Consider the following 22,340-nt stretch of genomic DNA (forward strand, 5'->3'; position numbering starts at 1 on the left):
GCGTAGTCCGTCGACGGTTCGGCGGTCGAAACCCTCACAACGTTCATGACGCGCTACCGAGAACCGTGAGACGATGCCAGACGGCGCACCGATTCGGGTCCTGCACGTCGACGACGACCCGGCGTTTCTCGATCTCACGGCCGTCTCGCTGGCCGACGACGAGATCGAGGTCGTCAGCGAGTCCGACGCGAACGCCGTCTTGGACCGACTCGCCGAGGAACCAGGCTCCACCTGTGGAGCGACCGCCGAGTCCGGGCCGACCGCAGCGGCGGACCCGCCGCGAGGTGACGCCGCGTTCGACTGTGTGATCAGCGACTTCGACATGCCGGGGATGGACGGCCTGTCGCTGCTGGAAGCGGTCCGGCAGTCGTACCCCGCGCTCCCGTTCGTGCTGTTCACTGGGAAGGGGAGCGAGGAGATCGCCGCAGAGGCGATCTCGGCGGGTGTGACCGACTACATCCAGAAACAGGGGGGCGGCGAACAGTTCCGCCTGCTCGTGAACCGCGTCCGGAACGCGGTCGCACAGGCCCGCGCAGAACGCCGACTCGAACGGAGCGAGGAGCGCTACCGCCGGCTGGTCGACACCTCGCCGACGCCGATCGGCATCTACGCCGCTTCGGGTGAGATCGTCTACGCGAACCGGGCCGGCGTGGACTTCTTCGACGCCGACGACCCCGAGGACCTCTGTGGCCGGACGGTCTTCGAGTTGGTCGACCCGAGCGACCGGGACCTCGCCGAGGAGCGCGCCCGCCGAGTCATCGACGACCGGACGCCCGCACCGCCGCTCGAACTCGAACTGACCAGTTTCGCGGGTGAACGCCGGCACGCCGTCTTGACCTCCGCCCCGGTGGAGTACGCCGGCGAACCGGCCGCGCAGGTCGTGCTCAACGACATCACCGAGTACGTGCAGACACACGAGGAACTCGCGCGGCGGAACGAGCAACTGGACCGGTTCACCGGCGTCGTGAGTCACGACCTCCGGAACCCGCTGAACGTCCTCTCCGGGCGACTGACGACCGCCCGCGACCGGGCCGACCAGATGGAGGGCCCGACCGCCGAGGCGCTCCGGCGCGACCTGACCCGGATGGCCGAGGCGGCCGGGAACATGGGCGCCCTCGTCTCCGACCTGTTGACGCTGGCCCGAGAGGGTGACACGGTGGACAGCCCCGAACCGGTGTGGCTCCCGACGGTCGCGCGCTCCGCGTGGGCGGACGTGCCGACCGGCGAGTCGGCCGAGTTGGTGGTGGACGCGAACCGGTCGATCCCCGGCGACGAGCATCGCCTGCAGGAGTTGTTACAGAATCTGTACGCGAACGCGGTCCAGCACGGCGGCGCGGAGGTGACGGTCAGGGTACTCGGCCTGCCCGAGACGCCGGGGTTCGCGGTCGCGGACGACGGCCGGGGGTTCACAGACGCGGATCGGTCGTCGGTGTTCGACCACGGCTACACGACAGACAGCGACGGCACCGGGTTCGGTCTGGCCATCGTCGAACGCATCGTGGAGGCTCACGGCTGGTCGGTCCGGGCGACCGAGAGCGACGCCGACGGCGCGCGATTCGAGATTCGGACCGACACGGAGTGAACGGAGTAAGACTGGGAACTCGCGGTGCAGTCACGCGTGCGGGTCCGGACTCCCGGCGGTCTGACTCCGGTCGCGGTACTGTCGTCGCGGCTCTCCTCCCGTCACAGTCCGCGTACCGTCGTCACGCGCCGGTTTCGATCCGATCCTCGTCGACGAAGATCACGATCTTCTCGTACCAGAGGCGGAAGTAGTGGCGGTGGCCCTCGTAGGTCTCCAGTTGCCCCTCCACTTGCTCCAGATTCTGCTCGTGGACGATCACGACCGGCGGCGGGTCCTGCAGGGGCGCGCCCGCCTCGGACGGCGGTGTGCTGGTCACGTTCGCGTCCCACTTCTCCAGATACCACGGCAGGGGCATCCGACTCAGCCAGTTCTGTTCGCCGCCGCCGGGACCCGGCGGTTGGAGCGCGTCACTCTCGTTGCGGACGTAGAACAGCGGTTCGTCGCCGTCGTACCCCCCGTAGAACAACACGTCCGTCCCCTCGTTCTCCCGGACCACGTCACGGACCTCGAGCAGGGTGTCTTTCATGTCGTTGTGGGGCTGTGCCCACTGGAGCACCTCGCGGTGCTCGTCGTTCGTCGAGTTCATGTAGGTCACGTTCGCGCCGACCGCGCCCCCGACCGCGACGAGGATGACGAGCGCCGCGAGTCCCGTGCTGACCGCGTCGTCGGCCGACAGCGAGGCCCGCCCGGAGCGGTAGATCATCGCCAGGCCGACCGCCGCCGGCACGGCGAGGGGGACGATGGCGTGGACCGTCGCCCACGGCGCTTCGATGTCGGTGGCGATGGGATACCCGAGGATGCTGACGAAGCCCCAGTAACTCGCGAACGCGACCAGATCACGCGGCCCGTCGCCCGAGTAGCGATCCGCGAGAAAGCCGAGCACTGCGAAGGGGATCACGACGAACGCGCCGTGCAGGAGCGTCTCCAGAAACCCGTAGAGGAAGGGCAGGTAGGCGTGGTCCTGGTGGCCGCCGGAGGCCCACGTGCCGACGAACTTCTCCCACGACCCGACCGTCGCCTCGCCGACGACGCCGGGGAGCATCGCGGGGTTGCCGAACGCCTGCCAGAGATCCGGACGCGGCGCGTAGAAGAAGACGATCACGAGGAAGAAGCCGACCAGCGCGCCGACCGCGTGGCCCCACCAGCCCCGGAACCGACGAGCGACTTCCCGCAGGCCACCGGCGACGAGTGCCGGTCGCGTCGGTGACCTCGGCGCGGTCGCACCCGTGTCGCCGCTGCCGGCACTCGGTGACTGGCCGCCGTCGGCCAGTGCCCGCGAGCGACTGGCACGCCGGAACTCGGCGAGTCGATCCAGCAGGTCTTCGCGGCGCGTGACGAGTCGGTGGTCCAGCAGGAGCGCGGCGGCCCCGGCGAAACAGACGACGTAGATCAGCGCGTTCTCCTTCGTGGTGAACGCCAGTCCGAGGCTCACGCCCGCAGGTGTGAGATAGCGTGCGTCCCGGACCGTGATCGCCCGGACGAGGAACCCGAGTGCGAAGACGGCGAACGTCGCCACGAGCAGGTCGCTGCGCATGAACCGGGAGTAGTAGACGAGGATCGGATTCAGCGCGAGTAGACCCGCCAGCGCCACGATCTCGGCGTCCCGCAGGTGGTCGCGGAACAGCCACGCCGCAAGGGGGAGCAACCCGCCGATCACCGCGACCGGCAGGCGCGCGAGGAAGTCGCTGGGGACCATCCCGAACGCGGCGGCCGCGGTGAACAGGTAGTCGTTGACGACCGGGACGAAGGGACCGTGGATGATCGGGCGGTAGCTCAACTGGCCGGACTCGTGGTAGCGGAGGAGCCAGTAGCCGACGCGAGCCTCGTCCCAGTGGAAGATTCGCCCGCCGAGTGCGTACAGGCGGAGCACGAGTGCGGCGACGGTCGTGAACAGGACCGCGAGGAGGACGTTCGACCGGTCACCCGCGAGTCGGCCGAGAAGCGACTCACCGGTGCCACCGGGCGAGTCGTCGTAGTCGGGCGAGGGCGTGTCGTCTCGCGCCGAGGGAGGGTCGGCGGGATCGGCGCTCGACGCATCAGCTGTCATGAGACGGTGTAGCCACTGCCGGGGTAACAACTCTTGTGATTACGACGACAGTCGTTTGTCCTTTCGGCTCGCCGTCGGTCGCTCCCGACGACGCGCCCTCGTGGAGGGTGACCGACAGCGACCGACGGCGACCGACAGCGACCGACCGACACTGCATCGCCTGCGCCGAACGGTAGTTCTTTGCCGAGGCCACACCACGCGACCGGTATGACACGACTCGGACTGGTGGTGGCGCGGTTCAACGCCTCGGTGACGGAGCCGATGGCGGAGACGGCCCGCGAGACCGCCGGGGAGCGCGACGCCGAGATCGTCGAGACCGTCGAGATTCCCGGCGCGTACGACGCACCGCTCGCCGTGGATCGACTCGCTCGGCGGGACGACGTCGACGCCGTCGCGGTCGTCGGTGCTATCGTCACGGGCGACACCGACCACGATCAGGTCATCGGCCACGCGGTCGCCGAGAAACTGGCCGACGTGAGCGTGGATCGGGACACACCGGTCGCGTTCGGCGTCTCGGGGCCGGGCCAGAGTGGTGCCGAAGCGCGCGAGCGCATCGAGAAAGGAGCGGAAGCAGTAAACAGTGCGGTCGATATGTACGAGACACTACCATGACGGACTTCGACTTCGCGGACCGTGTCGGGCGTGTAGAGCCGTCGGCGACGCTGGCAATCTCCAACCTCGCCGGGGAACTGGAAGCAGACGGGATCGACGTGGTCGACCTCTCGGTCGGGGAACCGGACTTCCCGACCCCGGAGAACATCGTCGAGGCCGGCAAGGACGCGATGGACGCCGGCCACACCGGCTACACCTCCTCGAACGGGATTCCGGCACTGAAGGAGGCTATCGTCGACAAACTCCACGACGACGGCATCGACTGCGGGACCGAGAACATCATCGTCACGCCCGGCGGGAAGCAGGGGCTGTACGAGATCGTCCACACCCTCATCGACGACGGCGACGAGGTCGTCCTGCTCGACCCGGCGTGGGTCTCCTACGAGGCGATGGTGAAACTCGCCGGCGGGAGCCTGAAACGCGTGGACACCTCGCCGCACGACTTCCAGTTGGAACCGGCACTGGACGAACTGGCCGAGACCGTGTCTGACGAGACGGAACTGCTGGTCGTCAACTCTCCGTCGAACCCGACCGGCGCGGTCTACTCCGACGCCGCGCTGGAAGGGGTCCGAGACCTCGCGGTGGAACACGACATCACCGTCATCTCCGACGAGATATACAAGGAGATCACCTACGGCGTCTCCCAGACGAGTCTCGGGTCGCTGGAGGGGATGGGCGACCGGACGATCACGCTCAACGGCTTCTCGAAGGCCTACTCGATGACCGGGTGGCGGCTCGGCTACTTCTGTGCGCCCGAGTCGGTCGTCCAGCAGGCGGGCAAACTCCACAGCCACTCGGTGTCGTGTGCGGTGAACTTCGTCCAGCACGCCGGCGTGGAGGCACTCCGGAACACCGACGACGCGGTCGCGGAGATGCGCGACGCCTTCGAGGAACGCCGGGACTTCCTCGTCGACCTGCTGGCGGAGCACGGCGTGGACGTGGCGGTGCCGGACGGCGCGTTCTACATGATGCTCCCCGTCGACGACGACGATCAGGCGTGGTGTGAGGGAGCCATCGAAGACGCCCACGTCGCCACGGTGCCGGGGAGTGCCTTCGGGACGCCGGGCTACGCCCGCATCTCCTACGCCAAGAGTCAGGAGCGACTCGCCGAGGCGGTGGAGCGACTGGCCGCCCACGACTACCTCTGAGGCGGGTTCGAGAGCGATTTCGGCTTTCGGCAGTGTCGAGAGGACGGAGAGCTTCGGCTCTCGGCCTCGTCGACCGAAGCGCTCTCCTCTCGTCGGCTACATCACGCCGAGTACATCGGGACGCGAAACCGGTTTCACCTCTCCGGACCAACCGCCGGCAGTGACGATCCTCGGCGTCGACGACACCGACTCCCGCGAGCGCGGGATGTGTACGACGTACCTCGCCGACCGGGTGGCCCGCGAGATCGAGTCCCGGGGCGGGCGCGTACAGCGCCGCCTCCTCGTCCGACTCAACCCCGCCGTCGAACACAAGACGCGGGGCAACGCCGCCCTCGCGCTCCACACCGAGCATCCGACCGACGCGGTCCGCGACATCGCGACAGAGGCGCTCGCCGCCCTCGCGGAGACCGACGACCCGCGAACGAGTCCGGGGCTGGTCGTCGCGGACACCGATCCAGAGACGGTACCCGACGCTGTCGCCGAGTTCGCCCGCGAGGCCCTCCGGGAGTTCCACACGACCGACGACGCCGTGGCGCTCGCAGAGTCCGTCGGCTACGAGCACCGAGGGTGGCACGGCGGCCGGGGGCGCATCGGCGCGCTGGCGGCCGTCGGCGCGTGGCGCGCCTTCGACGAGTGGACCTACGAACACGTCTCCTACCGAGTGTTCGACCGGTGTGGCACCCCCCGCGAGGTGGATCACGACTCGGTGTTCGCCGCCGCCGAGTCGGGCTACCCCGAGGTGTGGGACACCGTCGACCGCGCCGAGGGAGAATCGGTCTGCGTCCCCCACGCACCCGGCCCGATCCTCCACGGTGTTCGCGGCGACGACCCCGACGCAGTCCGCCGTGTCGCGTCCCGGATCGACGCCGAACCGGTCGCCCACTCGGCGACGTTCGTGACGAATCAAGGCACCGACGCCCACCTCCGCCCCGGCGAGATCGGTGCCCTCCGAGACGGCCGGAGCTACCGCGTCGACGGGGTCGTGAGCGCGGCACCCGAGACGCGCGCCGGCGGGCACGTCCACCTGACGCTGGCCGACGAGGACGCCGAGGACGCGAGAGACGCAAGAGGTGCGGGAGATGCGAGAGGCGCGAGAGACGCAAGAGGTGCGGGAGACGCAAGAGGCGCGAACCGGCTCGACTGTGTGGCGTTCGAACCGACGAAGCGGTTCCGTGATCGCGTCCGCGCGCTGCGCGTCGGCGACCGACTCACGGTCTGTGGCGAGGTCAGCGACGGCACGCTCAAACTGGAGAAGTTCGCGGTCCGCGAGTCGGTGACGACCGAACTCGCCACCCCGGTCTGTCCGGACTGCGACCGGACGATGGAGAGCGCCGGCCGGGGACAGGGCTACCGCTGTCGGGACTGCGGGACGAGTGCCCCCGGCAAGACCGAGGTTCGGATCGACCGCGACCTCGAAACGGGCTGGTACGAGGTCCCGCCCTGCGCCCGCCGACACGTCGCCAAACCGCTGATTCGCGGGGGCTTCGACGCGCCGACACATCCCGAGCGGTGACTGCGACCCGGTCGGGTTCCAGCCCGTCAGCGATCCAGCGCGGCCAGCACGTCACGACTCGACGCGACCGTGGCGAACTCGCCGGACAACTGCGCGAGTGCGGCCCGGTGGTTCTCCGCTGCCGACAGGTGCCCACCGCCCGGCACCGCACGGTCGAAGGTCGCGGTCGCGTCCGCGACGACGACTGCCTCGAAGCCGAGGTTCTCGGCCATCCGTGTCGTCGTGGAGACGCAGTGGTCGGTCGTCAGGCCGACGACGACCACCGTCTCGTGGCCGTGGTCGCGGAGCCACGTCTCCAGCCCCGTGCCGACGAACGCACTGTTGACCGACTTCTCGAAGGTCGGTTCGTCGGCCACCGGAGCAGTCCTGGCCTGGAACGCGAACCCCGGGCCGTCCGGTCGGAGTGGCGAGTTCGGTTCGGTAGACGCGTGGCGGACGTGGACGCGCGGGAGGTCGCGGTCGCGCCACGCGTCGAGCAGTTCGCCGGCGCGGGATTCGGCGTCCGGGTTGGTTCGCTCGCCCCACGCCGAGTCCTCGAAGCCGGTCTGGAGGTCGACGAGCAAGAGGACCGGGTCGGGCGGGAGCGTGAGGTCGGGAGCGAGCGCGCCGGTGGTCGAGTGGTCGAGCAGTGGCCCGTCGACGTCCGAGTCCTCGGGCATCTCAGTCACTCGCCTGCGGCGCTGGCGGCTGGACTTTCGGGTGTTCTCGCGTCACGCGAATCGGACACTCGTCGGGTGCCTGCGACTCGTCGGCCGAGAGCATGTACTGGATCCACTCGCGGTCGCCCTCGACGCCCCAGTCGCCGATGTCGGCGTGTGGGCAGACGCCGTCGTACTCGGTGATCCGTTCCTGGATGACCTCGCGGGCCTGCTGGCCGGCCTCGGTGTCGGCCGTGATCCCCTCGAAGATAGCCCGGGGCTGGAAGGTGATCTCCAGTCCGATCGGACAGTACCGGCTCATCCGGTCGTCGTAGAAGGGCGCACGACAGGTCGGGAACATCGGCTCGCCCGCGAAACAGAACTCCCAGTGTTCGTCGTCCGGATCGGTCGGGATGTCCGCCGGCCACGGCTCCGGGTCGTGGACGTGGAGGAACTGGAGGACGTGCCACAGGCGCTCGTGGTAGTCGGCTTCGGTCACGACCGCCGGGTCGGGGTTCCAGAAGGTGACGAGCGAGCACCGGTCGCTGTAGTCCGGGAAGGTCTCGACGTACTCGGTCAGTGTGTCCCGGAACGCGAACAGCGCGTCGGGGTCCGTCGAGGACTCGACGAAGGTGTAGAGCGCGTCGCCGTTGCGTTCCGACTCGATGCCGAAGTAGCAGGGGAACGGCGAGTCGTTGCGCTCGCCGAGCAGGCCCTCGCGGAACGACTCGTAGTGCGCCTCGGCCCAGTCCGGGAGGTCGCCGGCGGCGAGTCGGTCGTGGAGTTCCGACTGCGTGAGCAGTGACTGCACGCCCGGTTCGTTCATACCTCGACTGAGGCACGCAGAAGTATGTGGATTTCGAAGGATCGAGTGTGGATCTCGAAGGGCCCGCGGTCGGTCTGCCCGCTCCTCGAAGACTCCGCGCTCAGTCCGCCCGGACCGAGTAGACCGCCGACTGCTCGTCGGGGGCGGTCGTCGTCAGCAGGGAGACACCGAACGTGAGCACGAGGCTCAACAGCATCCCGTACAGCGCGAAGTCCCACGTGAAGTAGGTCGTCCCGAAGACGGTCAGTGTGGACCCGGCGACCGTGAGCGTCTGTGCCGGGACGAAGACGTGAGCGAGGTAGAACACCTGACTGCCGAGGATGCCCGCGAACATCCCCTGCCGGTTCGTCCGGGGCCAGTAGAGTGCGAGCATCACCGGCAGTGCGAGTTGCGCGAACCCGCCGAACGCGGTGTCGCCGACCTCCAGCAGCGTGCCGGGGCGGAACAGACTCCCGACGAACGCGAGCAGTGCGAAGCCGGCGACCACGACACGGGCGAGCAACCCTTCCGTTCGCTCCGAGGCGTCGGGGTTCACCAGCGGTCGGTAGAGGTCCCGCGTGATGTACGAGGCACCCGACAGCAGCATCGAGTCCGAGGAGGACATCATCGCCGCCATCGCGCCGGCGATCACCAGCGCCGCGAACCAGACCGGCGTGTACTCGTTCAGCAGGACCGGCACGACGTTCTGACCCTCCGGAACGACCACGCCGAGTCCGGCGGCCCACGTGCCGAGCAGGAACGCCGGGACGAAGAGGAGAACGACGAGAACCGGCCACAGCGCGAAGGAGCGCTTCAGCACGCGGGCGTCCTTCGCGACGAAGAACCGCTGGTTGATCTGTGGGAACATCGTCACGCCGAACGCGATCGTCACGGCGGTCGAGATGATGTACTGCGGGGTGTAGAAGCCGCTTCCGAGCGAGAGGAACCCGGCGGTCGTCTCACCCGCCTGCAGGCCCTCGTTGATCGGGCCGAGACCGCCGACCGCCGAGAGTACCCACGCGACCGCGATCCAGACGATACCGAGCATGAACAGCCCCTGGATCGTGTCGGTCCACGCGACGCCTCGCAGGCCCGCGGCCGCGACGTAGCCGATCATGAACACGGTGATGAGCGCCGCGCCGGCCCAGTAGGGCACCGCGCCGTTCGTCAGACCGGTGATCGCTTCGCCGGCACCGATCTGCTGGAGCATCACGTACGGGAACAGCCAGAAGACGCTGATCCCGGCGACCAGGGCGCGCAGGGTGGTCGACCCGAACCTGTCGCCGAGCATCTCTCCCAGCGTGACGTACCCCTGTTTCCGACCGACGAGCCACTGCTTGTAGCCGATCAGGTACCAGAGCACCGCAAAGAGGATGCCGTCCATCACGCCCATCACGAGGATCCACTCGGGACCGAACCGGTAGGCGATGTCCGGCCCGGCGAAGAACGTGAACGCCGACAGGAGGGTGGCGAACGTCGTGAACAACAGGACGACGGTCCCGATAGACCGCGAGGCGAGGTAGTAGTCCTCGGCCGCTCGGCTGGTGACGCGATACGCGACGAGGCCGACCGCGAGCGCCAGCACGAGGTACGCGCCGATCACGCCCAACTGGACCGCGAGGTCCGACTGGAGCACGACCACCGGGAGTGAAAGCGAGGCCCAGACCGGGGCGAGTCCGGTGAGGCTCACGCCTCCACCCCCATCCCGCGATCCCACGCACTGCGGGTGAACAGGTAGAAGACGCCGCTGGCGAGGCACATCCAGCCGATGTGCCACCACAGCCACAGCGGGAGTCCGGCGACCACGCGCCCGTCACCCCACAGGAACCACGGCACCGCGAAGACGACGAGCACTGCGAAGGTGAGTATCCACAGATACTCTCTCGGTGTTCGAGCCATCAGTGGCACTACTAATCGACACAGGTACGTAAAGGTTGTTAGATCGTGTTCGTTCTCTCTTATCGAAGAATATTTTTCTTCGATACGGTGTCGTGAGGGAGTTCGGTAATGCACGAGTGACCGGTCGACGGAACGTCGGAGTCGTCGCTGGAGTGACTGCCGTCGAAGCGCGATAGTCGGCGTGACGCGGCCCCCCGTCAGTCGCGCAGGGCGACGACCACGTCGACCAGACAGAGAGCGACGAGAAACAGGAACAGTTCAGGGGAGAGCGCCGACCCGACGTCCCGGTCCAAGGGGTCCGTGGTCGCCGCGACCAGTCCCAACCCGACCGCGTAGTAGCCTGCGCGGGCGAAGGTCCACCGCCGCTCTCCACGGTCGAGGTGCGGGACCAGTCCGGCACCGACCGCGCCGAAGACCGCGGCCGAGACGATGCCCAGAACCCACGATCCGGTAGCGATGTCCAGCACCGACGCGCCGTAGGTGGCGATCATCAGCGTCCCGGACAGCAGGGCCGCACGCCGGAGGAACTGAAAACTCCCGCCGCGTTCGGCCATCGTGGACGCCGAGAGCGTGGGCCACGGGTGCCCGACCGAGACGTAGCCACCCCGGACGGTGCCCACCGCGAGGATGGTCGCGGCGTAGCCCGCGATCCCCGCAGTTTTGGCCTCGACGTAGATGTACGGCGTCTGGAGGACGACCCACAGCGCCGGAAGCCCCAGCACGGTCGTCTGCGCGAAGCCGGCGAAGACGTGGGCGATCCAGCGCTCGATCCCCTCCTTCTCGTCGTCCCGCCGGGGGCGCGCCGGGCGTGAGGCGGTTCGGTCGCGGTTCGATGAACTCATCCCCCCGACCGTAGCTGGACTATGATCTAAAGGCTTGGGAGCGTGAGAGGAATCCGAGTGAGTCGTCGGTGGTCTCCGTCGAGCGTCGTCTGTCGCCGGTCCCGCAGCAGTCTACGCTCGGCCGGCGCGCACGGGTAGTTTGACCCGGCTGGCGGACCTCTGTGGAATCGTGTTCTCCTCGCTTCGATCGCGGGTCGCCAGGGTTCTCCCGAATCGACTCGTCCTCGCGGTCCTCCTCGATCTGCTCGTCTGCTGCCTCCTCCTGTTCTGGATGGCCGTGACCGTCACCTGACGACTACTCCGTGGAGTCGGTGGTGTCGTCGGTGCCGGTGTCGGTTGGGCCGTCGGTACCGGTGCCGGTCACGCGGTCGCCGTTCGCGGCGGTGAGATACGCCTCCAGCAGGCCGGGGAAGTCTCTCCCTTTCAGGTAGCGCAGGCCGAAGTCCTCGGCCCACGAGATGATCCCGGTGTCCTCGGTGACGACGCCGGCGTCCATCTCGCGGGCGAGGATCAGGAGGTCGAAGTCCTCTCGGGAGTCCAGCACCCCTTGCCTCAGCGTCCGCCGGTACTCGTCGCGCAGGTCGGAGATGACCTTGTCGACCTCGCTCAGGTGGTCCTCGGCCGGGTCCTCGCGGGAGTCCTCGGCCTTCCGGACCGCCTTCTCCGAGACGCGTAGCCCGCGATTCACCCGGTCGCTCATCTCGTCGATGAAGCCGTAGACGATCTCTGCGGGGATCATCACCTCGAAGCGCGCGGGGTTCTTCTTGATGACCCAGGCGTTCAGTTTGGCGAAGGTCTCCTCGGAGACGCCGCGGTCCTCCAACATCCGGGCGAGTTCCTCGTAGATGGACGGCGGGAGGTAACAGGAGATGTTGAGTTCGAGTTTCGCCCGCGCGATCAGATCGAGAAAGCGGGAGACGGCGTCTTCGAGACTCTCCCCGTCCCGTCGGATCTCCTCGGTGATGAAGACCGACGTGTCGAGGACGAATCGCTGTTTCAGCGGATACTCCGGCATCACCGGAGATTGACGCCCGGCAGTGAAATATCGTCCGGGGCGGGTTCGAGGGAATCTGCGCGAGAGTTCGGCGAGGATTTCGACCAGGATCACTGCTACGACGACCGACTGAAGAATCTGACTCACGTCACGCGACCAGTCAGGCGGGCTGGCGCGACCCCCGTGTCGCGCCGACGGTCGCAGGTAGGCGCTCACGCTGAAAGCGACTGGTCCACCGGGTGTTGCATGAGTCCCCGCCCAATCTCAGGGTGGGACTGAAAGGGGCCGCGCTCTCGATCCTGCCCCGACGCCGGTAGCACTGGACTGAACGAGAGCGCGAGCGAAGCGACGCGCTCTCGTGAGGGAAGCGCGCACCAAGTCGCGGCAGGTCGAGAGCGTGGGGGCTTTCACCTCTCGTCGTCTGCGACCGATTCGACCGAGTTCTCGACAACCGATTCGACCAAGTTCACACCCTCGCTCCAGTCGACAGAATCTACCGCTCGGACCGAATCGACAGAACCCACGTCTCGAACGTTTCCACCAGAACCCGCGTACTCGTATCCACCGCCTTCATATCGGTCGCGCCAGCAGTCGGGGGTGTGCCGTCCTCCGACCCCCGCAACCGACTCCACGCCGCCCTCTTGGGACACCCCGGTCGGAGTCTCGCCGCGATCACCCTCCTCGCGCTCGTCCTCCGACTCTGGAGTCTCGGCGCGCGCACCATCCACTGGGACGAGGCCCGCGTCGCCTACTGGACCGTGCGCTACCTCGACTCGGGCGTCTTCTTCTACCGGCCCATCGTCCACGGACCCTTCCTCCAGATCGTCAATCGCCACGTGTTCGCCCTGCTCGGCCCCACCGACGCCAAGACTCGCCTCGTCGTCGCACTGCTCGGTGGGGTGCTCCCGGCGAGCGTCTGGCTCCTCCGGGCGCACCTCGACGACGCCGAACTGCTCGCAGTCGCCACGGTTCTCGCGGTCGACCCACTCCTGCTGTACTTCTCGCGGTTCTCCAGAGCCGACGTGCCACTGGCCGTCTTCGCGTTCGTCGCGTTCGCCTTCGCAGTTCGGGCGTACGACACCGGCCGCGTCCGGTACCTGCTCGCGGCCGGTCTGGCGGCCGGCCTCGCGACCACGACGAAGGAGAACGTCCTCGTCTACCTCGCCTGCGGTCTCGGTGCCTGCGTGCTCGCGGTCGGAACGCGGGTGCTCTCGCGCCACACAGCGGACGGGACCGCACTCGGCACCGCACTCGGCGAGACCACAGAGACGATTTCCGGGCGACTCCGGCCGCTCCTCCCCGGCGTGGGTCCCGCACTCCTGCTCGCACTCGTCCCGATTCTGGTCTTCTACACCCCGCGCGGGGTCGGCGAACCCGCGTTCGGCGCGCTCCTCGGCGAGCCGACGCTCCTGCCCGCCGCGGTCGGACAGGCGACGCTCGGCACGTGGGAGACCTTCGTCGGCGGTATCTGGGCCGACTCCGCGACGCGGGATCACCCGTATCTCCCCTATTTACTCCACTTCGTCGGCATCCTCGCGGTCGGGAGTGCCGTGTCGTACACTCTCGCGGTCGGCGGGACGGTTCGAGAACTATGGCGGGGAGTTCGGCACCGCAGTTCGTCTGCGGTGTCGGCGAGTCCAGCACCACGCGGCTTGGTCGTCGGCACGGCCGGGTGGGGGTTCGTCAGCGTCCTCGGCTACCCCCTGGGGACCGACGTCATGGCCCCGTGGCTCGGCGTCCACGTGATCGTCCCGCTGGCAGTCCCGGCCGGTGTGGGTCTGGTCGCGCTCCTCCGGTGGGGGAGCGAGCGCCTCCGGCAGGGTGACCGCGCGACGGCCGGGGCAGTCCTGCTCGTCTGTCTCCTGCTCGGGTCGCAGGTCGCGTTCGTCGCGTACACGACCAGCTACACGACGCCGACGCCGCGCGTGAACGCCATGGCGCAGGGTGCCCAACCCGGCGACGACCTTGACCCACTCGTCGCCGACATCGAAGCCACCGCGGGGTACGATCCGGGGGTGCTCTACTACGGCGAGCGCTTCTTCCTCCCGAACGAGTCGGTCGCCGACCGACCGCCGCGACCCGACGCCGACGCCCCGTGGCTCGGCTTCTGGTTACGACGACTCCCGATGGCGTGGTACGCGGAACGCGCCGGCGTCGAGACGGACTACGTCTGGAAGGCTCCCGAGTTCCGGGACCGCGAGAGCTATCCGCCGGTGGTGATCGCCCCCGCCGAGGAGGCAGACGTCGTTCGCCGGACGCTCCCCGACTACCGGTCGGCGACGTACGACACCGCGCTGTACGGGAACCGTGTCGTCGTGTTCACCGACGAACCGCGGCTGAACACGACTGTGAACTGAGCCGGGTCGAGTGGACGTGTCTCGAGAGCGTGGCAGTGTCGTGGCGAGGAGAGCGTGTTCGGATCGGTGCAGTCCCCGTCTTTCGACGCTACTGCGAGTGAAGTAGGCACGGCCTTCGACGGTGTTAAGCGTCTGTGGTCGGTACGTTTGTGGGATGAGTAGCCCGGCCATCGACGTGGTGGAGTTCCTGCTGACGGCACACGTCTACACGAACGAGCGGGACTTAGACGAGAACGACCTACCGCCCCGGTACCGACAGGTGTTCTGGTCGGACGGGCAGATCGAACGACCACTGACGACGACCGAGACGACGGCGCGGAAGGCGACCGGCGTCGAACACCCGTGGGACGCCATCTCCGATCTCCTCTTCACCCAGCACGAGGAGTTCTCGGGCAAACTCTCGCTGACCCAACCGGAGATGGCCGAGGAGTGGCTGGCAGACCGGATCGACGAAGAACAGATCGCGACGAACCCGACGCTGGCACACGTCTACGAGGACTACACCGGGATCGACGTGAGCCACGAGGAGGCCCGCGAGCAGAACCGCCCGATCCAAGCCGACCGCGTCTGGATCGACTCCCTGCTGGAGGAGTACTTCGACGAGGACGAGGACGGCGAGATGCTGGACCTCGTGAACGTCCTCGCGCCCGAGGAGATCGAGATGACACTCGACGACCTCGTGTTGACGACCGATCAGGAGGGCGAGATCCAGAAGATCGTGAAGGCCATCGAGCACCGCGACTACCTCGCGGACATCGGCCTGCGCGAGATCGGAAAACTGCTGTTCGTCGGGCCGCCGGGGACCGGCAAGACGACCATCTCGCGGGGGCTGGCCCACGAACTCGGCCTCCCGTTCGTCGAGGTGAAACTGTCGATGATCACGAGTCAGTACCTCGGCGAGACGGCCAAGAACGTCGAGAAGACGTTCGAGGTCGCCAAGCGACTCTCGCCGTGTATCCTCTTCATCGACGAGTTCGACTCGGTGGCGAAGACGCGCCGGTCGGACGAACACGCCGCCCTCAAGCGGGCGGTGAACACCCTCCTGAAGTCCATCGACGACATCTCGCTGATCCGGGACGACGTGCTCCTGATCGGGGCGACGAACCACCCGGACCAGTTGGACGCGGCGGCGTGGCGGCGCTTCGACGAGATCGTCAACTTCCCGAAACCGGACGAGCAGATGCGCGCGGACATCCTCCGGGTCATCACCCGCCGGATGGACATCGCCGAGTTCGACCCCGAGTCGGTCGCGGCGAAGACCAGCGGCCTGACCGGGAGTGACCTCCGGATGGTCCTGCGGGAGGCGGTACTGGAGGCGCTGATGGAGGAGCGCACGACGCTCACCCAGGAGGACATCATGGACGCCGTCGCCGACTTCGAGGAGCGCGACAACCTGAAGAACATGGACATGATCGACGGCGACTCGGACGCGCTGGTGGCCGGTGACGGCGGGCAGGACGACGGCCACGCACACGATCACGACGACGGACACACGCACGACCACTGAGGATGCGTGTCACCCTGCTCGGCACCGGCGACACCACGGGGACGCCGACGGTCGGCTGTGACTGTGAGACCTGTATCGAGGCCCGCGAACGCGGCGTCGAGCGCACCCGTTTTTCGGTTCACGTCGAGAACGAGGCGACCGGCGAGTCGCTGCTGATCGACGCCAGCCCGGACTTCCGCCACCAGTTTCTCCGCGAGGGCGTCCCGCTGCCGGACGCGGTCGTGATCAGCCACATCCACTTCGATCACCTCGACGGCCTCGGCAACGCCTACCGCCTGTTCGACGACCTGCCGGTCCACGCGCCGAGCGAGGTGGACCCCGTCACGGAGGAGAGCGTCGCGGACACCATCCGGCGGAAGTACGACTACCTCGACCGGATCACGGTCCACGACGAGGCTCCCTTCGAGCCGTTTCGTGCGGCGGGGCTGGACGTGACACTCGTGCCGGTGGACCACCCGCCACTGCTCTGTTACGGCCTGCGGATCGAGGACCCCGAGACCGGCGGGACGCTCTCGCTGTCGGGCGACACGAGTTACAACGTCTCCGACGAATCCCTACGCGTGCTGGCAGACCCGGACCTGTTTCTCGCGGACGCCATCGTCCCGGCGAGTCTCTGTGAACACCACCCGCTCGGCGGGCGGCACCACGACGCCGACGGCGTGCCGCAGACGTTCGGCACGAAGCACATGACCCGCGAGGGGGCGCTGGCGATGGCCGAGGGGATCGGTGCCGACGAGACGCGGTTGGTTCACACTGCGCACTTCTACCCGGCCGACGAGGCGTTCGCGGAACCGCTGGCCGTCGACGGCGAAGTGTACGAGTTGTGAAATCGTCGGGGAGTCACCGAGCGACCCGACCGGGTGTCGCAGGTGGCGAGAGCCACGCACGGGGTGGGTCCGGTCGGGGACGCTGGACACCGCTGGTACGTCGTCCACGGCCGTGAGGCTGGACACGCCTGTTAGCCGCGTCCGGTCGTGGCGATTCGCAGATAGCTTTTATCCGTCTCACCGCGTACGAGGTCGGCGATACTACCATGAGTAACACTTCTCCGGCGTCGGAAGACCGTGATGTCGGCCCCGTGGGTATCGGTGCCTTCCTCCTCTTGACGTTCGCGTGGTCGTGGGGCTTCTGGGTCCCCGACGTCCTCGTCGAGGTGGGTGTCGTCGAGAGCGTTCCGGCTCTCCCGAACCTCGGTGCCTTCGGCCCGACGGTCGCCGCCGTCCTCCTCGTCGCGTACGCCGGTGGCCTGACGGGCGTGCGACGACTCCTCGGGCGGGCGATTCGGCTCGACTACCCTCGGCGGTGGGTTCTGGTCGCGCTGTCGGTCCCGCCGGCAATCGTCGGCGTCGCACTCGCGGTCGCCGTCGCCACCGGCACGACGCCAGTGTTCCCCTGGTCGGGCCAGCCGATAATCCTCCTCGTCGCCTTCGGCTGGATTCTCTTTCTGGGCGGGCCTGTCCAGGAGGAATTCGGCTGGCGTGGGTACCTCCTCGACCCACTCCAGACACGACTCACCCCGCTCGGTGGAGGCATCGCCGTGGGACTCGTCTGGGCGGTCTGGCACCTCCCGCTGTTCTACATCCCGAGCGAGACGATCTACTACGACAGTCCGTTCCTCGGGTTCGCCGTCTCCATCACCCTGCTGTCGGTGCTCATGACGTGGGTGTACAACAGCACGGACGGAAGCCTCCTCCCGGTCCTCTTGATGCACACCCGTGGAACTGGGCGCAGGGGATGTTCCCCGTCCTCGAGTCCGACCCCGCGAGTCTCGCGATGGTCGGTGTCCTCGCGGTCGTCACCGTCGCCGTGGTGTTATACTCGGGGCGGACGCGCCTGGGGAAATTCGGAGGGGACGTCCGACCGAACTGAACCACTCTCCGCTCGGATGTGAACGCTCGACGGGCACGACGACCCGCGACGGTCGGCCGACTGGGACGCACTCCTGCCGACCGATAGTAGCAAGACGGCGTCAGTCCGGCCGACCGGGAGTAGCCCGGCGCTGGCACTCCGACCAGACCGCAGAGGGCGACGAGAGCGTGTCAGTCCCCGTCCGAGACCGGGTCGAACCGGAAGCCGTCCCAGTCTTGACTCGCCGGTTCGCGGATGCCGGCCTCCGGGTCTCGAAGCTCCGAACAGTACACGGGCCGGACCTCGTCACCGATCTCCACCGCGTCGGTCGTCGCCTGGCCGATGGCGCGCACCGGTTCGCCGTCCACGTCGAACTCCACGATGGCCAGCGTGTTCGGTTGCCGGACGCCCGGTGGCGTCGCGGTGCTCGTCGTCCACGTCACCACCTCGGCGGTGTACTCGGAGAGGTCGACCGTGCCGACCTGGTCGCCGCCGTCCGGACCCAGCGGGTGCGGCGGGTAGGTGATGCTCCCGTCGGCGTAGCGGGCCGCCTCCATGATCGGTGCGTCGTCGGTCTCCGCGTTCGTCTCGGTAGTCTCGTCTGTCATCGTCCCGCCTCCAGAATCGTGGTCGTGACACAGTTCCCGAAGCCGCCGACGTTACACGCGAGGCCCACGTCCGCCTCGACCTGTCGCGGCCCGGCCTCACCGAGTACCTGCTTGTACACCTCGTACATCTGTGCGACGCCCGACGCGCCGAGGGGGTGGCCCTTCGACTTCAGGCCGCCCGAGGTGTTGATCGGTAACTCGCCGTCGCGGTCCGTGACGCCCGCCTCGACCGCTTTCCAGCCCTCGCCCTTCTCGAAGAAGCCGAGGTCCTCCGACTGGAGGAACTCCAGGATGGTGAACATGTCGTGGAGTTCCGCCACGTCCACGTCGTCCGGGTCGCGGTCGGCCATCTCGTAGGCGATCTCCGAGGACTCGACGACCCCGCGCATGGTCGTCGGGTCGGCGCGTTCGTGGACGACGTGGGTGTCCGTCGCGCCGCCGATCCCCGAGACGACGGCGTAGTCGTCGGTGTACTCCCGGGCGACCGACTCCGGGCAGAAGAGCAGCGCCGCCGAGCCGTCGGTGATCGGACAGAAGTCGTACAGCCGGAGGGGGTCGGCGACGACCGGCGACTCCAGGACGGTCTCTAAGTCGACCTCCTTCCGGAACTGCGCGTGGGGGTTGTCCACACCGTTCCGGTGGTTCTTCACGGCGACCTTCCCGAGACTCTCGCGTGGGGCGTCGTAGCTGTCGAGGTAGAGCCGCGCCGTCAACCCCGCGAACGAGGGGAGCGTGATCCCGTGTTTGTACTCCACCGGATGGGTCAGCGAGGCGATCACGTCGGTCGCCTCGGCGGTACTCCGGTGGGTCATCTTCTCCCCGCCGACGAGCAGGGTCATGTCGCTCGCGCCGGAGGCGACCGACTGCCACGCGGCGTAGGTGCCCGCCCCGCCGGAGGAAGAGGTCTGGTCGATGCGAGCGGTGTACGCCGGCATCGCCGCCAGGTCGTGCGCCAGGGCGTTCGGCACGCCGGTCTGGCCCTCGAACTCGCCGCTGGCCATGTTCGAGACGTACAGATGCTCCACTGCGTCGGGTGACACGTCGGCGTCCGCGAGACAGGCCTCGCCGGCCTCCGCCAGCAACTCGCGGATCCAACCGTCCCGGTCCCCGAACCGGGTCATCGACGCGCCGATGATCGCTACGCGGTCCATACGACACGTTGCTCCCTCGCCCGGTTTAAACCCGACTCATCCGGTCGGCACGATGCTGGCCGACGCCCCGTGGTCGCTCTCACCACCCGCCGGATCGTCTCTCCCCACCGACAGATTCGGTCCCGAACAACTCGGCTTCGATTTATTCGAGTGCCAGAAGAAATATAATCGGCTACCCACGACGAGAGAAACGCGATGAACGATAATGAAGGTCACGCAGGGCGGGCGAACAGGAACGTATCGAGACGGACACTCCTCGGATCGACGGCGGTCGGGGTCGCCGGAGTCGCCGGACTCGCCGGCTTCTCCGGGACGGCGTCGGCGATCACGAAGGGCGACGGCGACGACGACGGGCCACCGCCGGAGAACTTCCCGCACGTCACGACGCGGGACCACTTCGAGATCGGCTGGTTCGGCGACGTGGATCTGACCGGCGGCAACACCGACACCAACTACAGCACGAAGAACGGCATTCCGGGACTCGACGGCACGTCGCCCGACGAGATCGCCATGCACGTCCACGGGTGGCTCTCGGACGTGGACTCCGCGCTGATCTCGTTCGAGCAGTCGAGACAGGCCCTGCGGAACAACGGCTACGACAGGCCGGTCGTCGGCTTCTCGTGGGACGCGGACACCGGCGTCGACAACTGGTGGCCCGCGACCGAGATCGCCGAGCGCAACGGCTACAAACTCGCACAGTTCCTCTTCGACTACACGGAGGCGACCGGCGGCACCTCGCTCCGACTGCTCGCGCACTCGCTGGGCGCACGAGTCGTGCTCTCGGCGGTCCGGACGCTGAACTACAACGGCTACACGGACGTCGTCAGTTCCGTCTCGCTACTGGGCGGTGCGGCCGACAACGACGCGGTGTCGCTGAGCGGGACCTACGGCGACGACCTCGAAGCGGCAGTCGGGTCGGTGGACAACTTCTGGAAGGCCGACGACAGCGTGCTGAACTACGCCTACTCGACGGCGGAGTTCGACTCGGCGGTCGGCGAAGAAGGGTGCGAGGGCACCCCGCCGAACAACTATCAGGACCACAACGTGGACTTCGTGCCGGACCACTACTCCTACTACGAACCGAACGAAGGCTGTATGAGCGAGGTCGTCGCCGAGTTCTGACTCCCCTCACGTCTGCGACGCGGACACCGGCGAGTGAACGGTTAAGCCACCACGCGTCGTAGGTGAACTGCGTCAGTTGTGCAGTCCAGTCGGTCGTGAGACGTGTCGTGCTAGACGCATCACCCGCGCGGTGGTCACGAGGTGGGCGACGGCGAGCGACGTGCTGGGAGGGCCGTCGTCTTCGCCCGCCCGCCCCGCGACGACCGTGACCGGTGACGAGGGGGCGACCGGGCGGGGTCCGGGCATCGGGCGCGGTGGGATTCCCCGAGTTCGGCTCAGGGTCGGGGGGCACCGAGCACCACGACGAGGACGGGGGAGCCGTGACGAGGGACACGGTCCTCGTCGTTCGACGCGTCAGCATCCGAGCCCGGAGTCTATCCCGGGACGACCCGGTCGAGAGTTATCGTCGCCAGTAGAATCGCGGACCGGCCACGGTGTACGCCAGCGCGAGAAACAACAGGCCCCACGCGAAGACGCGGCCGGGGAAGCCCCGTAAGAGAATCGCCAGCGCCTGCACGACACCCATCACCAGCGCGTCCTGCCAGTGGAGGTCGGGGTAGGTGATCGTCGTCACCATCATGATCGCCAGCACGCCGGCCAGTGCGACGAGCATCGGCGGCGTGACGAACCCCGCCAACACCCCGGCGGCGAGGATGGTCGCCGAGAGCGTCGTCTGGACGCCCTCGGTCTCGTCCGAGTTCGTGTCGAGCACGGTGTAGAGACCGAGTCGGACGACCGCCATCGCCACGAACAGGCCCGGCAGGGCGATCCCGGCCGCAAAGAGGAGTGGCTCGGCCGGCCACGACCAGACCTCCTTCGCGGTGCAGGCGATCAGCAGCGCTGGCGCGACCCCGAAGGAGGCCACGTCCGCCAGCGAGTCGAGATACTCGCCGGCGTCGCTGGAGCCGACTTTTCTGGCGACCACGCCGTCCAGTCCGTCCGCGATGGCCGCGAGTAAGATCAGCCGTGCGGCGAGTCCGGTGTCGACGGTAGCCGCGACTGCCGCGAAGAAGCCGAGTGCGGCGTTGGCGGTCGTCACGGCGTCGGCCGCGCTCAGCCGACCGAGGAACCGGGGTTGCACGTCCGCCCGGTCCCACGGCGTCGGCTTACGTTTTTATATCCGGGGCGGACGTTCCCGCGACGGAACTGCCTCGGTCGGTGGACGCCCGCGTCACCGCTCACTGTAATCGACCCACACGATTCGACGCGGGAACCACACCACATTTGTCCGTCCGGTCCCGACAGAAGCGTATGGACAGACGCACCTTCCTCGCGGGCGCGTCGGCGGTCGGGATCACCGGACTCGCGGGCTGTACGGCCCTCGGAAGCGGTAAGGACGACTACGACATCGGGATGACGGCGGTCGCTTACCGCCCCCCGTCGCTGACGGTCGAGGTCGGCGACACGGTCGTCTGGAAGAACACGTCCTCGCGTGCGCACAGCGTGACGGCCTACGAGCAGGGGATTCCGGACGAGGCCGACTACTTCGCCACCGGCGACTTCGCCTCGGAGCAGGCGGCCCGAGACGCGTGGGACGGCGCCGCCGGCGCGATCAACTCCGGGGACACCTACGAACACACGTTCGAGGTGCCGGGCACCTACGAGTACTTCTGCATCCCCCACGAGACGGGCGGGATGGTCGGGACTGTCGTCGTCGAATAAGGGAG

The 22,340-nt window shown here is 67.9% G+C and carries 21 protein-coding genes; 11 read left to right on the plus strand and 10 right to left on the minus strand.

Annotated features, from left to right (window positions below; translation table 11 throughout):
• Positions 1-73: 73 nt before the first annotated feature.
• On the plus strand, positions 74-1,582 hold the full coding sequence (locus LI337_RS03415; RefSeq protein WP_227228314.1) for an ATP-binding response regulator: 1,509 nt from the start codon (positions 74-76) through the stop codon (positions 1,580-1,582).
• A gap of 121 nt (positions 1,583-1,703) precedes the next feature.
• Here the strand turns inward: LI337_RS03415 and LI337_RS03420 are convergent, their stop codons facing one another.
• Positions 1,704-3,629 carry a flippase activity-associated protein Agl23 gene (locus tag LI337_RS03420; protein WP_227228315.1) on the minus strand — a complete coding sequence of 642 codons (1,926 nt, stop codon included), beginning with the start codon at positions 3,627-3,629 and terminating at the stop codon, positions 1,704-1,706.
• A gap of 207 nt (positions 3,630-3,836) precedes the next feature.
• Here LI337_RS03420 and ribH point away from each other — a divergent pair, with 207 nt between their 5' ends.
• The 3 genes from ribH to LI337_RS03435 all read left to right on the plus strand — a co-directional run bounded on the left by ribH (position 3,837) and on the right by LI337_RS03435 (position 6,902).
• Positions 3,837-4,241, plus strand: a complete 405-nt coding sequence (ribH, locus tag LI337_RS03425; RefSeq protein WP_227228316.1) for a 6,7-dimethyl-8-ribityllumazine synthase — start codon at positions 3,837-3,839, stop codon at positions 4,239-4,241.
• Positions 4,238-5,389: a pyridoxal phosphate-dependent aminotransferase gene (locus LI337_RS03430; protein WP_227228317.1), complete on the plus strand. Its 1,152-nt coding sequence runs from the start codon at positions 4,238-4,240 to the stop codon at positions 5,387-5,389. Before ribH ends, LI337_RS03430 begins: the two co-directional genes overlap by 4 nt.
• Positions 5,390-5,549: 160 nt before the next feature.
• Positions 5,550-6,902, plus strand: coding sequence for a TiaS agmantine-binding domain-containing protein (locus LI337_RS03435; protein ID WP_227228318.1), 1,353 nt, complete (start codon positions 5,550-5,552; stop codon positions 6,900-6,902).
• A gap of 26 nt (positions 6,903-6,928) precedes the next feature.
• Here the strand turns inward: LI337_RS03435 and LI337_RS03440 are convergent, their stop codons facing one another.
• From LI337_RS03440 to LI337_RS03460, 5 genes are all read right to left on the minus strand, one after another.
• Complete coding sequence (locus LI337_RS03440) at positions 6,929-7,561, minus strand: cysteine hydrolase family protein (RefSeq protein WP_227228319.1); 633 nt, start codon at positions 7,559-7,561, stop codon at positions 6,929-6,931.
• Position 7,562: 1 nt separating this feature from the next.
• Positions 7,563-8,366, minus strand: coding sequence for a YqcI/YcgG family protein (locus tag LI337_RS03445; RefSeq protein WP_227228320.1), 804 nt, complete (start codon positions 8,364-8,366; stop codon positions 7,563-7,565).
• Between the two features lie 100 nt (positions 8,367-8,466).
• A complete protein-coding gene (locus tag LI337_RS03450; RefSeq protein ID WP_227229415.1) occupies positions 8,467-9,981 on the minus strand; it encodes a sodium:solute symporter family protein in 1,515 nt (504 codons plus the stop codon).
• Between the two features lie 50 nt (positions 9,982-10,031).
• Entirely contained in the window at positions 10,032-10,244 is a 213-nt protein-coding gene (locus tag LI337_RS03455; RefSeq protein WP_227228321.1) for a DUF3311 domain-containing protein, read from the minus strand.
• A gap of 197 nt (positions 10,245-10,441) precedes the next feature.
• Positions 10,442-11,086, minus strand: a complete 645-nt coding sequence (locus tag LI337_RS03460; RefSeq protein ID WP_227228322.1) for a DUF8215 family protein — start codon at positions 11,084-11,086, stop codon at positions 10,442-10,444.
• Between the two features lie 139 nt (positions 11,087-11,225).
• Here LI337_RS03460 and LI337_RS03465 point away from each other — a divergent pair, with 139 nt between their 5' ends.
• Complete coding sequence (locus LI337_RS03465; protein WP_227228323.1) at positions 11,226-11,378, plus strand: hypothetical protein; 153 nt, start codon at positions 11,226-11,228, stop codon at positions 11,376-11,378.
• Between the two features lie 3 nt (positions 11,379-11,381).
• Here the strand turns inward: LI337_RS03465 and LI337_RS03470 are convergent, their stop codons facing one another.
• Positions 11,382-12,101, minus strand: coding sequence for an RNA ligase partner protein (locus tag LI337_RS03470; RefSeq protein ID WP_227228324.1), 720 nt, complete (start codon positions 12,099-12,101; stop codon positions 11,382-11,384).
• A gap of 578 nt (positions 12,102-12,679) precedes the next feature.
• On the opposite strand from LI337_RS03470, the gene LI337_RS03475 reads away from it, so the two are divergent.
• The 4 genes from LI337_RS03475 to LI337_RS03490 all read left to right on the plus strand — a co-directional run bounded on the left by LI337_RS03475 (position 12,680) and on the right by LI337_RS03490 (position 17,835).
• Positions 12,680-14,437, plus strand: coding sequence for a flippase activity-associated protein Agl23 (locus LI337_RS03475; RefSeq protein ID WP_227228325.1), 1,758 nt, complete (start codon positions 12,680-12,682; stop codon positions 14,435-14,437).
• 154 nt (positions 14,438-14,591) lie between these two features.
• Positions 14,592-15,944, plus strand: coding sequence for an ATP-binding protein (locus LI337_RS03480; protein ID WP_227228326.1), 1,353 nt, complete (start codon positions 14,592-14,594; stop codon positions 15,942-15,944).
• A gap of 2 nt (positions 15,945-15,946) precedes the next feature.
• On the plus strand, positions 15,947-16,771 hold the full coding sequence (locus LI337_RS03485) for an MBL fold metallo-hydrolase (protein ID WP_227228327.1): 825 nt from the start codon (positions 15,947-15,949) through the stop codon (positions 16,769-16,771).
• 206 nt (positions 16,772-16,977) lie between these two features.
• Positions 16,978-17,835 (plus strand): CPBP family intramembrane glutamic endopeptidase, encoded by an 858-nt coding sequence (locus LI337_RS03490; protein WP_227228328.1) that lies wholly within the window; start codon positions 16,978-16,980, stop codon positions 17,833-17,835.
• Between the two features lie 148 nt (positions 17,836-17,983).
• Here LI337_RS03490 and LI337_RS03495 read toward each other — a convergent pair whose 3' ends face one another.
• Together LI337_RS03495 and LI337_RS03500 are read right to left on the minus strand one after the other, a co-directional pair.
• A complete protein-coding gene (locus LI337_RS03495; protein ID WP_227228329.1) occupies positions 17,984-18,400 on the minus strand; it encodes a Zn-ribbon domain-containing OB-fold protein in 417 nt (138 codons plus the stop codon).
• Complete coding sequence (locus LI337_RS03500) at positions 18,397-19,551, minus strand: thiolase family protein (protein WP_227228330.1); 1,155 nt, start codon at positions 19,549-19,551, stop codon at positions 18,397-18,399. Before LI337_RS03500 ends, LI337_RS03495 begins: the two co-directional genes overlap by 4 nt.
• A gap of 195 nt (positions 19,552-19,746) precedes the next feature.
• On the opposite strand from LI337_RS03500, the gene LI337_RS03505 reads away from it, so the two are divergent.
• Positions 19,747-20,673, plus strand: coding sequence for a DUF726 domain-containing protein (locus LI337_RS03505; RefSeq protein ID WP_227228331.1), 927 nt, complete (start codon positions 19,747-19,749; stop codon positions 20,671-20,673).
• 400 nt (positions 20,674-21,073) lie between these two features.
• On the opposite strand, the gene LI337_RS03510 is transcribed toward LI337_RS03505, so the two are convergent.
• Positions 21,074-21,754 carry a protein sorting system archaetidylserine synthase gene (locus LI337_RS03510; RefSeq protein WP_227228332.1) on the minus strand — a complete coding sequence of 227 codons (681 nt, stop codon included), beginning with the start codon at positions 21,752-21,754 and terminating at the stop codon, positions 21,074-21,076.
• Between the two features lie 170 nt (positions 21,755-21,924).
• Between LI337_RS03510 and LI337_RS03515 the strand changes: the two genes are divergently transcribed.
• Positions 21,925-22,335: a plastocyanin/azurin family copper-binding protein gene (locus tag LI337_RS03515; RefSeq protein ID WP_227228333.1), complete on the plus strand. Its 411-nt coding sequence runs from the start codon at positions 21,925-21,927 to the stop codon at positions 22,333-22,335.
• The last annotated feature ends 5 nt before the right edge of the window (positions 22,336-22,340 follow it).

The sequence above is a fragment of the Salinirubrum litoreum genome (assembly GCF_020567425.1).
In the GTDB taxonomy this organism is placed as follows: domain Archaea; phylum Halobacteriota; class Halobacteria; order Halobacteriales; family Haloferacaceae; genus Salinirubrum; species Salinirubrum litoreum.

Excerpts from the sequence above, each read along its gene's own strand:
- LI337_RS03455 (WP_227228321.1), bottom strand. The coding sequence starts at position 10,244 with ATGGCTCGAACACCGAGAGAGTATCTGTGGATACTCACCTTCGCAGTG.
- LI337_RS03415 (WP_227228314.1), top strand. The coding sequence starts at position 74 with ATGCCAGACGGCGCACCGATTCGGGTCCTGCACGTCGACGACGACCCG.
- LI337_RS03440 (WP_227228319.1), bottom strand. The coding sequence starts at position 7,561 with ATGCCCGAGGACTCGGACGTCGACGGGCCACTGCTCGACCACTCGACC.
- LI337_RS03420 (WP_227228315.1), bottom strand. The coding sequence starts at position 3,629 with ATGACAGCTGATGCGTCGAGCGCCGATCCCGCCGACCCTCCCTCGGCG.
- LI337_RS03490 (WP_227228328.1), top strand. The coding sequence starts at position 16,978 with ATGAGTAACACTTCTCCGGCGTCGGAAGACCGTGATGTCGGCCCCGTG.
- ribH (WP_227228316.1), top strand. The coding sequence starts at position 3,837 with ATGACACGACTCGGACTGGTGGTGGCGCGGTTCAACGCCTCGGTGACG.
- LI337_RS03445 (WP_227228320.1), bottom strand. The coding sequence starts at position 8,366 with ATGAACGAACCGGGCGTGCAGTCACTGCTCACGCAGTCGGAACTCCAC.
- LI337_RS03485 (WP_227228327.1), top strand. The coding sequence starts at position 15,947 with ATGCGTGTCACCCTGCTCGGCACCGGCGACACCACGGGGACGCCGACG.
- LI337_RS03495 (WP_227228329.1), bottom strand. The coding sequence starts at position 18,400 with ATGACAGACGAGACTACCGAGACGAACGCGGAGACCGACGACGCACCG.
- LI337_RS03430 (WP_227228317.1), top strand. The coding sequence starts at position 4,238 with ATGACGGACTTCGACTTCGCGGACCGTGTCGGGCGTGTAGAGCCGTCG.
- LI337_RS03480 (WP_227228326.1), top strand. The coding sequence starts at position 14,592 with ATGAGTAGCCCGGCCATCGACGTGGTGGAGTTCCTGCTGACGGCACAC.
- LI337_RS03500 (WP_227228330.1), bottom strand. The coding sequence starts at position 19,551 with ATGGACCGCGTAGCGATCATCGGCGCGTCGATGACCCGGTTCGGGGAC.
- LI337_RS03470 (WP_227228324.1), bottom strand. The coding sequence starts at position 12,101 with ATGCCGGAGTATCCGCTGAAACAGCGATTCGTCCTCGACACGTCGGTC.
- LI337_RS03505 (WP_227228331.1), top strand. The coding sequence starts at position 19,747 with ATGAACGATAATGAAGGTCACGCAGGGCGGGCGAACAGGAACGTATCG.
- LI337_RS03515 (WP_227228333.1), top strand. The coding sequence starts at position 21,925 with ATGGACAGACGCACCTTCCTCGCGGGCGCGTCGGCGGTCGGGATCACC.
- LI337_RS03460 (WP_227228322.1), bottom strand. The coding sequence starts at position 11,086 with ATGAGTTCATCGAACCGCGACCGAACCGCCTCACGCCCGGCGCGCCCC.